Source organism: Streptomyces sp. NPDC058653 (assembly GCF_042716895.1).
Lineage (GTDB): Bacteria > Actinomycetota > Actinomycetes > Streptomycetales > Streptomycetaceae > Streptomyces.
On the sequence record NZ_JBHXRM010000055.1, the window covers coordinates 22,248 to 34,443 of the forward strand.

At 68.5% G+C, this 12,196-nt stretch carries 10 protein-coding genes and 1 pseudogene; 6 read left to right on the top strand and 5 right to left on the bottom strand.

The annotated features are described in order from the left end of the window. Positions 1-643: 643 nt before the first annotated feature. Positions 644-1,102 (bottom strand): hypothetical protein, encoded by a 459-nt coding sequence (locus ACFWU9_RS32410; RefSeq protein WP_384324651.1) that lies wholly within the window; start codon positions 1,100-1,102, stop codon positions 644-646. A gap of 661 nt (positions 1,103-1,763) precedes the next feature. Between ACFWU9_RS32410 and ACFWU9_RS32415 the strand changes: the two genes are divergently transcribed. Both ACFWU9_RS32415 and ACFWU9_RS32420 read left to right on the top strand, forming a co-directional pair. Further along, positions 1,764-2,084: an AAA family ATPase gene (locus ACFWU9_RS32415; protein ID WP_384324652.1), complete on the top strand. Its 321-nt coding sequence runs from the start codon at positions 1,764-1,766 to the stop codon at positions 2,082-2,084. A 107-nt stretch (positions 2,085-2,191) separates the two neighbouring features. Beyond that, complete coding sequence (locus tag ACFWU9_RS32420; RefSeq protein WP_384324653.1) at positions 2,192-2,545, top strand: hypothetical protein; 354 nt, start codon at positions 2,192-2,194, stop codon at positions 2,543-2,545. Between the two features lie 25 nt (positions 2,546-2,570). Here ACFWU9_RS32420 and tpg read toward each other — a convergent pair. Beyond that, positions 2,571-3,047: pseudogene (tpg, locus tag ACFWU9_RS32425) on the bottom strand (telomere-protecting terminal protein Tpg); the annotation flags it as partial. Positions 3,048-3,550: 503 nt separating this feature from the next. On the opposite strand from tpg, the gene ACFWU9_RS32430 reads away from it, so the two are divergent. The 3 genes from ACFWU9_RS32430 (at position 3,551) to ACFWU9_RS32440 (ending at position 9,072) form a co-directional block, all read left to right on the top strand. Continuing rightward, positions 3,551-6,601 carry a BTAD domain-containing putative transcriptional regulator gene (locus ACFWU9_RS32430; RefSeq protein ID WP_384324654.1) on the top strand — a complete coding sequence of 1,017 codons (3,051 nt, stop codon included), beginning with the start codon at positions 3,551-3,553 and terminating at the stop codon, positions 6,599-6,601. Positions 6,602-7,411: 810 nt separating this feature from the next. Then, a complete protein-coding gene (locus ACFWU9_RS32435; protein ID WP_384324655.1) occupies positions 7,412-7,930 on the top strand; it encodes a nuclear transport factor 2 family protein in 519 nt (172 codons plus the stop codon). 179 nt (positions 7,931-8,109) lie between these two features. Next, entirely contained in the window at positions 8,110-9,072 is a 963-nt protein-coding gene (locus ACFWU9_RS32440; protein ID WP_384324656.1) for a helix-turn-helix transcriptional regulator, read from the top strand. A 506-nt stretch (positions 9,073-9,578) separates the two neighbouring features. On the opposite strand, the gene ACFWU9_RS32445 is transcribed toward ACFWU9_RS32440, so the two are convergent. The 3 genes from ACFWU9_RS32445 to ACFWU9_RS32455 all read right to left on the bottom strand — a co-directional run bounded on the left by ACFWU9_RS32445 (position 9,579) and on the right by ACFWU9_RS32455 (position 11,382). Further along, positions 9,579-9,965: a roadblock/LC7 domain-containing protein gene (locus tag ACFWU9_RS32445; RefSeq protein ID WP_384324657.1), complete on the bottom strand. Its 387-nt coding sequence runs from the start codon at positions 9,963-9,965 to the stop codon at positions 9,579-9,581. A 254-nt stretch (positions 9,966-10,219) separates the two neighbouring features. Continuing rightward, positions 10,220-11,032, bottom strand: coding sequence for a hypothetical protein (locus ACFWU9_RS32450; RefSeq protein ID WP_384324658.1), 813 nt, complete (start codon positions 11,030-11,032; stop codon positions 10,220-10,222). Beyond that, positions 11,029-11,382 carry a hypothetical protein gene (locus ACFWU9_RS32455; RefSeq protein ID WP_384324659.1) on the bottom strand — a complete coding sequence of 118 codons (354 nt, stop codon included), beginning with the start codon at positions 11,380-11,382 and terminating at the stop codon, positions 11,029-11,031. Before ACFWU9_RS32455 ends, ACFWU9_RS32450 begins: the two co-directional genes overlap by 4 nt. Before the next feature lie 150 nt (positions 11,383-11,532). On the opposite strand from ACFWU9_RS32455, the gene ACFWU9_RS32460 reads away from it, so the two are divergent. Then, positions 11,533-11,898 carry a hypothetical protein gene (locus tag ACFWU9_RS32460; RefSeq protein ID WP_384324660.1) on the top strand — a complete coding sequence of 122 codons (366 nt, stop codon included), beginning with the start codon at positions 11,533-11,535 and terminating at the stop codon, positions 11,896-11,898. Positions 11,899-12,196: the final 298 nt, after the last annotated feature.

Genomic DNA, 12,196 nt, shown 5'->3' on the forward strand with positions numbered 1-12,196 from the left:
ACATCCACCCACTCCCCGTTGGGGCTGCCTCGGGCTGCGCGGCTGCGGCCTTCCGGGCACGGTGCTGCTCTCACTCGTACGTCTTTGCCCACGCCCTGGCCGTTACGTGCTGGTGCAGTTGCGTGGCGGTGGCCGGCGGCCGCGACGGCGCGGCGCTGCTCCCGGCGGTCGGCCTGCTTCTCCTCGCAACGGGGGCAGGCCTGGCCTGAGTCGAGCAGGATGCGATTGCCTCACCGCTTGTCGCCCCACTGCTGACGCTGCGGCAGGGCAAAGCCGATCAGCCGGCCCACGGCCGTCGAGCGACGTCTGACGAAAAACACCGCCACCGCCATGTCACTCGGCGTCTTCCACCGGCCGCCCGTGGGCGGTGACTGGCCGAGCCGTGGTGGACCAGGCCTGCGAGAGCCGCTGCGCCGGGCGCGTAGATGTACTCATGTGGAATCGCAAGCGAGCCCGGACCACTTGGTCCGGGCTCGCGGGGTGTTCGGGGACGACAGGTCGACTTCAGAGGTTCGATGACCGCAAACCGGGGCATCCAGTGAGCCGACGCTGCGGCCCCCCTTCGGTCTCCTTGAGGACTTCGGCGGCAATCTCCTGAATCCTCGCCCTGCTCCGATGCTGAGTACGAGTACTCACGCGACGGTCAGGTCGTTTGCGAGCGGCTCTCACTGCACGTCCCGGAGTAGACATGACCCGAGGTGGTCACCTCACAGGTCTGCCAGGTGAAGGTGCCCCCTTCGGCGAAGTTCTTGTTCACGCTCCCCCAGCCGCTGTCCTTGCCCGAGCTGTTGTAGATCAGACCGGAACGGGGAGCGCCACCGTTCGGCGGGTAGTACGTCCAGTCGACACCGACCGGGATTCCGTTCGCGTCGAGGTCGCGGACCCAAACCCAGTCGCCGTACGGCTGGAAGCAGCCCTGTCCGGTGTCGAAGAGGACCTGGTCACCGGAGTACGAGCACACCTTGGCGTATCCGTTGCTGTAGTTGCTGTCCTGTGTCGTTGCCTGCAGCCCGTCCGCAGCGGCGGCGTCGGTCGCGGTGGAAAATGCAAGGCCCACGGCCAGCGCGAAACTGGCGACCAATGAGCGGGAGCCCTTCGACATTCTCAATCCCCCTAAGGAAGGCGTTCGGTCGGCTTCTACGGCGACACTCTTCTCCGCCGACCTTGAGAGAACCTTGCGATAAACCTTGAATTCCATACGGGCTGGTTCTTCGAGTTGGCCATCGCAGCCTGGAGGGCATCGCGGGCCAGGTCGACATCGGAGTCCCCGGTAACGGCGGCAGTTCCGGGCTGTGTGGGGGTGGTCATCAGAAGGCTCCTGCCGGGGTGCTGTTGGTACTCGCGAACAACCGCGGCGAAGTCAGCTTCCGCGTCGGTGCAGGCGCCGGAGAAGTCGTCGAAGCCCTGAGCGGCCTGGCTGGCGGAGTAGGCGGCCAGGCCCTGGAGAACGTCGGTGACCAGACCAGACCGGGCCGGACGGCGGTGAACGCTCCTGAGACTACGGCTTCGCCCCGGCCCGCTGGCGCTACGTGCTGTGCCACTTGGTGCTCCGCAGTGGCCTGCCGCGCGCGGCGCCGACCGCTAGGATGCTGCCCGCGGGCCGGCACCAGAGCGAGGCAACGGACGCGCGGCTCACAGTCTTCCAAGCCCCGGTCGCGCCGCGAGAAGTACTCAGAACGGAGAACAGACCACGTCATTCCACGCTTACCATCATCCGAGCACCACTGCTCTGATCATAAAGTCAGGGGTGGGAGCGGCGAGCGGTGTACGTAGCCGAGGTGCTGGTGGAACAGTTCAGGTCGTGCGAGCGGGTACAGATTCCGCTGCGGCCCGAAGTGATGGTGTTGGTCGGGGAGAACAACGCTGGCAAGTCGTCCGTAGTCGACGCACTCCGGCTGCTCACGGACCCCCTGGACGGGCGGCGCGTGCCGCATTTCGAGAAGTCCGATGTCCTCACCACCGCGGCCGCGCAGGGCGGCCCCAGCCTGCAGCTGGATGTGGCCGGCATCGGCACGCGGGAAAGCGGCGCGTATCTGGAGGCGCTGTTGCCCCAAGTGGCTACTGGCAGCCGTACCGCCCGGTAGCAGGTGTCCTGGACAACACCGAAAACGGGCGGGCGGCGTGGAAGCACCGTCTGGGCGCAGGGCGCGGGCCTTCCGACCACGGGGGACCCCCTCCGGCACGGGGCGGTATGCGGCATGTCTATCTGCCGGCGCTGCGCGATGCCGAGCGGGAGCTGGCCTCGGCGGGCGGGGACCGAGTACGGATGATCCTTCGCGGGCTGTTGGGCGATGACGAGCAGGTCGATGCCTTCGTGGAACGGATCGGCACCGAGCTGAAGAAGCCGATCGCCGGCCAGGAGGACATCTGCGCCCACCTCGAAGGACCACGTGGTCGGCCGCGCCCACCGGCTACTCCGGCCGCGGGCCGCGGATTTCGGCGGCCGTGCTCACACGGGCTTCTCCATCGCCAGGGGAAAGGAAAACGGATGGGGGACATCGCGCTTTGTGCGCGGCGCCCACGGACAGGTGCATCGCAGTCGTGAATACCGTGCTGCAAAACGCTATGTCGAGATACTCAACGTCCGAGAATTTCACCTCCAGGCTCACGCGTCCGCCACCGCCTTGACGAAAATAGGCATCCGCGAGGTCCTCCGCGAGCGTCTCGTGAACGTCGGTGTCCGTCGCTCCCTCCTCCTGCGCTGCGAGGATGAGGGCCGCGTGGGTGGGCGACACGACGATGCTGAGGTCCCGTACCCGGGCGTCGTCCGAGGTCCCATTCGCGGTGAAGCCGAGGGTGGCCCGGAAACTGATGGCGAGCCCGCCCGAGGTAGTCGTGTGCTGCCTCGTGTGCGCTCTGACCTGTGGTTGCCACTCCCCGACTCGGTCTCCTGAGTCAGAGCCTCCTCGAAGCGTCTGTTCGGCTTGCTGAAGGCGCCCGAGAGGTAGCGCTGGACCGTCTTTCGGGGGACGCCCAAGCGCTCCGCCAGGCTCTTGGTGGAGCCCCTCTCCCGCGTGCGAGGGAATTCCATCCGGGCTCGCGCGGATTTCGGCGCGGAACGGGTGAACAGGGCGCGCTCCGCTCGGGCGAGTCCGTCCATGATCTTGGCGCGTGTCCGGGTCGCCTGCTGCGCCTTCTCCTCATCAGTCATACGAACAAGCAGAGGGGCTGGCCGCCCGGTGGCCGCACGGGCGCTTCTCGGCGTACCACGGCCCGTACGTCCGTTACGACGCGGGCTGCATCGAGAAGTGCTTCTGAGGAGTTCCGCCAGCACTATGCGCGCTGGCGCCGGCAGCAGGATTGGGAGGCACTTGATGCTCGGCAGGATGCGTCGGTCCGGGCGATCTGGTGGGCTGCTGACCAGGTCGTGCCCAGAAACCAGCGACTTCCACTTCGGTGATGCGTGCGACCACGTTCGGACGAGCAGCGACGTCAGGCTGCAGTCGGGTGTCACGAAATCTTCAGAAAAGCTTAAATACGCCTTGAATCACTGATTGGTGGCGCTCAGGGTGTGGCGTGGGGACGGGTGCGGGCGTGACAAGGGGGTGTGATGGGCACGCTCTTCGGGATCTTGGGGAGCATCGAAGTTCGGCGCGACGGGGTCCCTGTCGACGTCGGGCACGCGATGCAACAGCGCGTGCTGGCGGCGCTGCTCGCCGACGCGGACCGCGCTATATCGATCGATGCGCTGGTGGATCGCGTATGGGGGGATGCCGAGCCGCAGCAGGGCCGCCGGAGACTGTACGGCTACATCTCGCGGCTGCGCACCGTACTGGCCGGTGACGGTACGACCATCGCACGTGAGCGCGGCGGTGGCTATCGGATCACGGCCGATCCCTCGCTGGTGGACGTGCACCGATTCCGGGAACTGTCGGACCGAGCTCGACGGGCGACCGCGGACGACCAGGCGGCGGCGCTGTGGCGGGAGGCGCTCGGACTGTGGCGTGGCAGCGCGTTCGCCGGAGTGGACACGGCGTGGTTCAACGCGCAGCGCCACCTCCTGGACGCCGAGCGGTTGGCGGCCCAACTGGATTTGGTCGACGTCCGATTACGCCTGGCACAACATGATCGGATGGTGAATGAGCTGGTGGCCCGGGCCGAGGCGCATCCGCTCGACGAGCGGGTGACCGGTCAGTTGCTCCTGGCCCTGTGCCGGTGCGGGCGGCAGGCGGAGGCGTTGCAGGAGTACGAGCGGGCCCGGCGGCGACTCGCCGACGAGCTGGGGGTCGACCCCGGCGCGGCGTTGAAGCGGCTGTACGGGCGGATCCTGGCCGGGGATCCTGATCTCTCCGGCGAGCCCGATCCGGCCGCTGCCCGCGCCGTCGCGCCGTCTGCCGTCGCGCCGTCTGCCGACGAGGAGGCGAAGGCGGAAGACGGTAGTGGCTCTGCCGTTAATCCTGTGACGGGCCGACAACTCGTGCCCCGACTCCTGCCGGCGGACCGCTTCCTGTTCGTCGGCCGCGAGACCGAGGTGGACGAGGTATGCCGGCTCTTCGACCGGAACGCCGCCGGGCCGCTCACTCTGTTGGTCACCGGTCCCGCCGGGGTGGGCAAGACGGCCTTCGCCGTACGCACGAGCCACCGGCTCGCCTCCCGCTTCCCGGACGGTCAGTTGCATGCGGACCTGCGCGGCTTCGGCGATGAGCCGACCGATCCGTTCATGGTCCTGGGCGCCTTCCTCCGCGCGCTCGGCGTCCGCGGCGGGACGGTGCCCGCGGAACTGACCGGACGCATCCACCTCTACCGCTCCCTGCTGGCCCAACGGCAGGTACTCGTCGTCCTGGACAACGCCGCCGGGTCTCACCAGGTGCGTGACCTGCTGCCGAGCGGTCTGGGGTGCTCCGCCGTCGTCACCAGCCGCACGATGATGGCGGAGCTGGACTGCCGTCGCCTCGCCCTCGATGTACTGGACTCCGCGACCGGGCTCGCCCTGCTGCGCGAGATGCTGGGCTCCGACCGCACCGACGCGGAGCCCGAATCGGCCCGTTCCATCGTGGAGACGTGTGGTGGCCTTCCGCTCGCGGTGTGGGTGGCCGGCGCGCGGCTGGCCGCACGACCGCACCTCCCCCTGGCCGTCGTGGCCCGCGCCCTCGCCGACGAGGAGCGCAAGCTTGACGAGCTCGCCGTCGGACATATCGCCGTACGGGCCAGCCTCGAGCTCACCTATCGGGGGATGCCCGAGCCGACCCAGCACGCGCTACGGTTGCTCTCCCTGTTGCCCGGCCCCGACTTCGCCGCTTGGACGCTGGCCGCGCTGCTGGATGTGGATGTGCCCGAGGCGGAGGCCGTTGTCGATGACCTGGTCGAGGTGCACCTGGTGCAGATCGGCTCGGTCGGCGCCAGCGGAGTCCGCTATCAACTGCACGATCTGGTGCGGCTCTTCGGCCGGGAGCGTGCGCATCAGGTTGTCCGTCACCAGGACCATACGGCTGCACTCACCCGGCTGCTCGGGGCCGGTCTCCACCTCGCGGACCTTGCCGCGGACACCCTCAGCGTCGACTTCCAGGGCGTCTCGCAGACGGATCTGGCCTCCTGGCGGGTTTCCCCGGCCGAAGCCGGTCGTCTGCTCGCCGACCCGCTGGCCTGGTTCACCGAGGAGCGCCTGTTCCTCATCGAAGTGGCGGAGCAGGCGTTGGACAGGGCGGAAGCCGCACCCGCCGCCGCAGGACTGGCCACTGCCCTCACGACCTTGTTCCAGGTCGGCGGCCACTTCGACGACTGGGAGCGGCTGCAGAACCGGGCGCTCAAGGTGGCGTTGAGCAACGACGACCGGCACAGCGCCGCGAAACTCCACCGCTGCCTCGGCGAACTCACCACCATCCTCGACCGGTACCCGGAGGCGCTGAACCACTTTGAACAGGCGCTGCTGCTCGCCGAAGGCCAGGATCCGAGCTACCGGGCGGGGGCGACCGCAGGGTTGGCGTACGTGCACCGGCTTCTCGGTCAGTACCCCTTGGCCGTACTTCACTTCGAGAAGGCCGCCGAGTTGGCCAGGCAGGCGGGCAACGTCAACTGTCTCGTCTACGCCACCAACGGGCTCGGTGTCATCGACCTCGAACAAGGCCGTATCGAGGCTGCGGTGGAGCGATTCACGGACTGCCTGCGCGAGAGTCGGGTTGCGGGATACCGGCCAGGGGAGGCACAGGCCCTGCGCTGTCTTGGCCAGAGCCACCGCGAACGCGGTACCTACCCGGCCGCCGCCGACGCCTACCGGCAGGCCCTCGTGATCAGTGCGGACCTCGGCGACCGACTGACCGCCACTCACGCCGCTTGCTGGCTCGGAGACGTTCTGGTCCGCCAGGGCGAGCATCGCGAAGGGCGCCGACTGCTCGCACAGAGTCTGTGGACGTACCGGGAGTTCGGCAACCTTTGGGGCGAGGCAGCCACGCTGTACGCCCTTGCTGAGGCGCAACTCGCGGCCGGCCGGCCGGCGCTCGCCCGCAGACGCGCCGAAGCCGCGGTCAGGATCTGGCGACAGATCGGCTCCCACACCTGGCTCGCCGTCGCCCTCGACACCCTGGCTACTGCGCACAGACAGGCTGGCGACCACCACGCTGCGACCCGGTCCCGCGACGAGGCAGCGATGCTGCGGAGTGCCTGAAGGCGCTTCGGGCCGGCTCCTTTTCTTCACCGCTTACCTAGGCGGCACCCACGTCCCGGGGTGAGGTATGCCGATGTGACTGACATTCCTCCCTCACTGCGGCCCTGGCATGGCTACCAAGCAACCGTGACAAGCGAGGGCGCGGAGCCCTGTGTCGGCATTTCGGTCGTCTGTGCGAGCCAGGAGCGTCCATTCCGGTCCTCGGACGGGCACGCTTCGGCCCCGCGGGGCACTCCCTTCAAACCTCATGTCTTGGCCACAGGGGCGGTTCTACGCGTCCCAGCCCGTGAGGTTGCGGCGGTGGTCGCCGGGCCGGTCGAGCAGGATGATCTCGTCGGGCATCAGTACGTACGGCTAGTGGGCTCCCATGTCGACGAGCAGATCTCAGACCAGGACGCAGCAGGACTCAGGCGGTGGCAGCCCGGCCGTACCGGGCTGCCACCGTGGCAATCAACCAACGGTGCCCCCTACTCGTTGGATTCCTTCGGCAACTTCTCGCGCCGGTACGGCCGTACCCGTGTCCAGCGGACCCGGCGAAGTCGGCCATGACCGCAACCGCACGCCGCAGGACCGCGCCAAGGTCCTCCGGGGGAATGGTCCAGCACGATCCCATCGACGCCGTAGGCCGTCGCCATTGCGTCGGGAGCGCGTCGGTGGCCTGTGCTGTCACGGGGCTTCTGGTACCCGATGGCCGGTCGTCCTGGCTGGGAGGTGCGCACCTAGGAAGTTCACGGTCTGGTTGGTGGGGGCTTGTTGGCGCAGCATGGCGAGTACCAGATTGCAGCCATACCCTCGGCGAGGAGACCCACGATGGACGCATTGAACCGGCTTACCGCCCTGCTGGGCGGACTCGCCGCCTCCGCCACGCTCGCGGGTGGCGCGCCCCCCGCCCAGGCGACCACACCGCCCGGACAGGGGGATCACCGAGAGCGCAACAAGGCGCTCCTCCGGTGGGCGTTCGGTCAGCAGAACAGCGGCGGCAGCGTCTACGAGGTCCTTGCCGACGACGTCGTATGGTCGGTCGTCAACGGCCGTACGTACCAAGGGAAGCACCAGTTCCTCGCAGAGGGGGCGGCACCTGTCCTCGATCGCCTGGACACGCCGCTGCTCATGCGGATTCTGGAGATGTGGGCCGAACGGGACACCGTCGTCGTCCGCTTCGAAGCGGACGCGACCGCTCTCGACGGCGTGGCGTATCACAACGAGTACTGCTGGATCATGGTCCTGCGCGGCAGCCGAGTCGTCCGTGTCAACGCGTTCCTGGACATGGTCGCGGTCGGGGACCTGATCGAACGCGTTCAGCTCCCCGACCGACCGGTCGTCAGCTGACGTCGGTGCGCGGGAAGTCGGCCGGGTCCCGGTTTGCCGACTCGCAAAACACGGCGGCCGCTGTCCTTGCCGTGACCCCTCGCACCGTCAGGCTCAACACTGGGCCGCTGAACAGTAGTTGAGTGCCTGGGTGTATCACACCCAGGCACGCTCCGCAGTCGCGGACCTACTCTGGTGAGATGAGCGAGAACCTTCTCGGCGAATACCTCCGGGCCCGCAGGGACTCCCTGCGACCGGCCGACGCGGGGGTGGTCCTGTCCGGCGCCCGTAAAGTGGCGGGGTTACGCCGCGAAGAGGTGGCCGTGCTCGCCGGGATCAGCGCCGACTACTACACGCGCCTGGAGCAGGGGCGGGAGCGGCGCCCGTCGGCGCAGGTCGTCGACACACTCGCGCACGCCCTCCACCTGGGCCCGGAGTCCCGTGCCCATCTGCACCGGCTGGCCGGGACGACGCCCGAGCGCCCGCCCATTCCAGCGACCGACCGGGTCAGCCCAGGGCTGCGTCAGCTCATGGACAGCCATCCGACTGCTCCCGCCTTCGTCATCAACGCCACCCTCGACGTACTGGCGGCCAACACACTGGCGAAAACCCTGCACGCCCCCTTCGAGTCTATGGACAACATGGCCCGCATGATCTTCCTCGACCCTGCGGGGCGGCACTTCTACCCGCGATGGACCAAGGCCGCGGAGACAGCCGTCGGGCACCTTCGCCTGACAGAAGGGGAGAACGGCTACAGCGAGCGCCTGCGGCAACTCGTTGGGACGCTCAGCGCACACAGCACGTACTTCACCCTCCTCTGGCAGAAGCACGACGTGCACAGCAAGACACAGGCCGCCAAACAGATCCGCCACCCCTGTGCCGGGCTGCTGTCGCTGACCTACCAGGCCCTCGACGTCCGGGACGCCCCCGGACAGCAGCTGATCGTCTACCAGGCGGAACCCGGCAGCCGCGGCGCACTGGCACTGGGCCGGCTCACCACCTGCCCCTCCTGCGGTGGGACGTCCGGCACATCGGCGGGAGCTGTTCACCGGCCAGGTTCCTTCGTCATGCCGGATGCCGGAGTGGAGAAGGACGGTTGTCCGTTTCGGCAAGGTCGCGCCGGATGGCACGGAGGAGACGGATGCGGTGTCCCAGCCGACTGATTCCGGGCGTGCGCGTATCGAGCCGTAGCTGCTGGAGGGGGCTCCGAAGCGGGCAGGGCGGTGGCGTGATCACGGGCGGCTAAGCGACGCGATCGCGTTCAAGTACCGCACGGGCACGCCGTGAATGGCGCATGACCTGTCCGCATCCGTTGCAGCCGCCCAGTTCCCAGGGTGAGCATCCTAGCGCGGAGGCGCTGCCACCCGTTCGTCCGGACCCCAAGCCGAAGAACGCCCGGGCCGGCCTGGTCCCGGGCCCCTGGGACTCGGGGGAAGTCAGCGGAAACCTGCGCGGGTCCCCGTCGCTACCACCGCGGTCCTCCACGCGCCCTCTACCTCTCCGCTCGGGTCAGCTGCCTCGTAGTGGACGAGGCAGCAGCGGAAGGGGAAGTCGTACGCGGCCACGACTGTTCGCCTGTGGGCCAGGGCGAGGTCGATGACCTGGGTTTGCCGGTGCCCGACGATGGCGGTCCGCCTCACGGTTCCGGCCGGGATCCACCCGGGACCTCCTAGCCTGCGTCCGCGGCCAGCAGTTTCTCCAGCTGTTCGATTGTCGTGGGGATGACGCGCTGGAGACCGGCGACGTCCAGCCCCTCGTCGCCGATCAAGGTGAGCAGAGCGCGGTCGCCGATCGCGAGGACCATGATGTGGCCACCGGCGCATCGGGTGACCACATCCCGCAGTGAGCCTGTGTTCGTCTGCTCGGCCAGCCGGCGGCCCACGCCCAGGGCAGCCGCTGCAAGGGCCGCGATGGATTCGGGAAGGACCGCGTCGGTGTCTGCGGCGACGAGGAGACCGTCGCCCGTCGAGATGACGGTCTCGCTCACTCCCGCGACCGTGTCGCGCAGGGCGGTCAGGACCTCGACGAGGGGATCGGATGTGCGGGTGTCGTCCATGGCGGTTCCTTGCGGTCGTGGTGTGCTCGGAATCGTTGCCCCCTGTCAGGACAGGGCGTCGAGGCCGGCCCGGACCCGGCGCAGTAGGTCCAGATCGGGAGTGTGCTTCTTGAGATCGCCTTGGTGCGGAAGCTCCGGAGGCTTCCCCTCGCGCCGGGGAAGTGGTGGCGGGAGAGTCCGGGTCGGTGTGCGGGCTCTCAGGGCGCTCGCCATGGCGAGGTGGCGTCTGCGGGCTGCCCTGCGTCTTCGCGAACTCATGTGGTGCCCGGGCGGGGTGGGCGGTGGTTTCCTGGGGCGCGCCGGGGCAGCGGCGACGCGGGGGTCGCGGGCGGGGCCTTCCTCGGGTTCACGGCGCGGGGGGCGGTACTGGGGCGGCCCGCAGGGGCTGGGGAGTCGCGGCGGATGAGTCCGAGGGTCTGCATGCGGCTCAGGTCGAGCATCACCGCGTACAGTCCGCGCCCGACCGCGAAGGCGATGTCACGCGGGTTGCGGCGCTCGTTCACCGCGCTCAGCAGGGCGAGGTAGCGGGGCTGTACGCGGGAGACCGCGGCGCCCGCCTGGCGGATCCGGGTCCGGGCGAACTCCGACGGCGGCCCCCAGAGGCCGGTCAGCAGTGCCGTACGCCGGGTGGTCTCCGCGGTAAGGCGTTGCGGCTGCACGGCGACGCCCGCCACGACGGACGGGCCGGATTCGGTCAGTTCCCAGTCACCGGGCGGGTTGAGGGCCAGGGCGAAGGCGCCGTCGAAGACCGTTGCGGCGCAGACCACTTCGAACTCCTCCGGTCCGATGACTCCGCGGGCCGCGAGTTCCGCCTTGAGATCGTTCCCGGACGCGGAGGACGCGGCGACGGTGGAGGCCCAGACAGCGTCAGCAACCCGGCCGGTCTTGAGCAGAATGGATTCTGCACTCGGAGCGGCCGGAGTCTCGACCGAGATCACCAGCCCCTCGCGCAGATGAATCGACCCTCCCGGCGAACCCGGGAGGCGCACCGCGCCGGTGTACTGGTTCTGGTGCAGGGAGTTCAGCAGCGCCGGGACGTTGCGCGGACGGCCGGACCGTGGGCTCACGTCATCGCCTCCGTCGCGTAGACGCCCAACTCGTGCATGGTCAGCGCCAGGTTGGCCTGCTCCCGCTCAAGGGTGGCGGCCAGGAACACCGGGTCCCCCTGCCTCGGCAGACTGCGCAGGATGTGGTGGTGATGTGAACTTGTCACGACGATGCTCTCCAGATCTCCCTGGGCGCCAGCGGCATGGAGTCCGTCGCCAACGAGTGCGGCGAAGTCGCTGCACTCGACGCCGTCGACGCCTCCCAGACCCGCCTGGCCGTAGACCAGACCGGTCACCGCGTCAACGAGCGCAACGGTGTTGATGCCCGGCGCCGAGAGCAACTGGGACAGGGAAGCTTCGAGCGATGACACCCGCACCTCTTCACTGATACTTCACAAGATGACAAAAACCACAGTAGTTTAAGTTCAAAGCGCCAGAACAGAGCCTCTACTTGTATTTTTCCGGTCCGTCACCGGTCAACGGTCAAAACATCACCAAGCAGCCAAAGGCAGGGCAAGGGCATGAACCTCGAAACAGCGCTCAAGGAAGCCATGACCGTGGACGGTGCCATCGGCGTTGCCGTGGTCGACTACGAGAGCGGTATGTCGCTCGGCACCCTCGGCGGCGGCCAGGGCCTGGACCTGGACGTCGCAGCCGCCGGCAACACCGAGGTCGTACGCGCGAAGACGCGCACACTCGCGACGCTCCAGATGAACGACACGGTCGAGGACATCCTGATCACCCTCGGCCAGCAGTACCACCTGATCCGCCCCATGACGAGCAGCAGCGGCAGTCTCTTCCTCTATCTCGCGCTGGACCGGAGCCGTGGAAACCTCGCGCTCGCCCGTCACGCGCTCAAGCGCATCGAGGCCGAACTGGAGGTCTGACAGCGCCAGGGCGTACGGCCGACCGCGCGTGCATGCACCCCTGACGGTCCCAGACAGGACGGGGTGCGTGCAGGAGGAGTGCATGACCGAGATCCGTACGCCCGGCTCCCCCTCCATCGCCGGACCGGCGACCCGGGATCGACGCGGATCTACGGGGCCATGAGGGGGTGCCGACGGTCAGGGGGAAGGCTGCGACCCGGGTGGACGAGCTCGTACTCGTTGCCCGAGGGCAGATCTGCGGGGCGAGGGCCGGTCGCCTGCGACGTGGGCGACCGCGACAGCGTGCGCTTCTGATGGC

What these genes read in the sequence shown, in the direction of transcription:
- ACFWU9_RS32445 (WP_384324657.1), bottom strand. Translation starts at nt 9,965, where the DNA reads ATGGACGACACCCGCACATCCGATCCCCTCGTCGAGGTCCTGACCGCC.
- ACFWU9_RS32460 (WP_384324660.1), top strand. Translation starts at nt 11,533, where the DNA reads ATGAACCTCGAAACAGCGCTCAAGGAAGCCATGACCGTGGACGGTGCC.
- ACFWU9_RS32430 (WP_384324654.1), top strand. Translation starts at nt 3,551, where the DNA reads ATGGGCACGCTCTTCGGGATCTTGGGGAGCATCGAAGTTCGGCGCGAC.
- ACFWU9_RS32440 (WP_384324656.1), top strand. Translation starts at nt 8,110, where the DNA reads ATGAGCGAGAACCTTCTCGGCGAATACCTCCGGGCCCGCAGGGACTCC.
- ACFWU9_RS32435 (WP_384324655.1), top strand. Translation starts at nt 7,412, where the DNA reads ATGGACGCATTGAACCGGCTTACCGCCCTGCTGGGCGGACTCGCCGCC.
- ACFWU9_RS32410 (WP_384324651.1), bottom strand. Translation starts at nt 1,102, where the DNA reads ATGTCGAAGGGCTCCCGCTCATTGGTCGCCAGTTTCGCGCTGGCCGTG.
- ACFWU9_RS32420 (WP_384324653.1), top strand. Translation starts at nt 2,192, where the DNA reads ATGCGGCATGTCTATCTGCCGGCGCTGCGCGATGCCGAGCGGGAGCTG.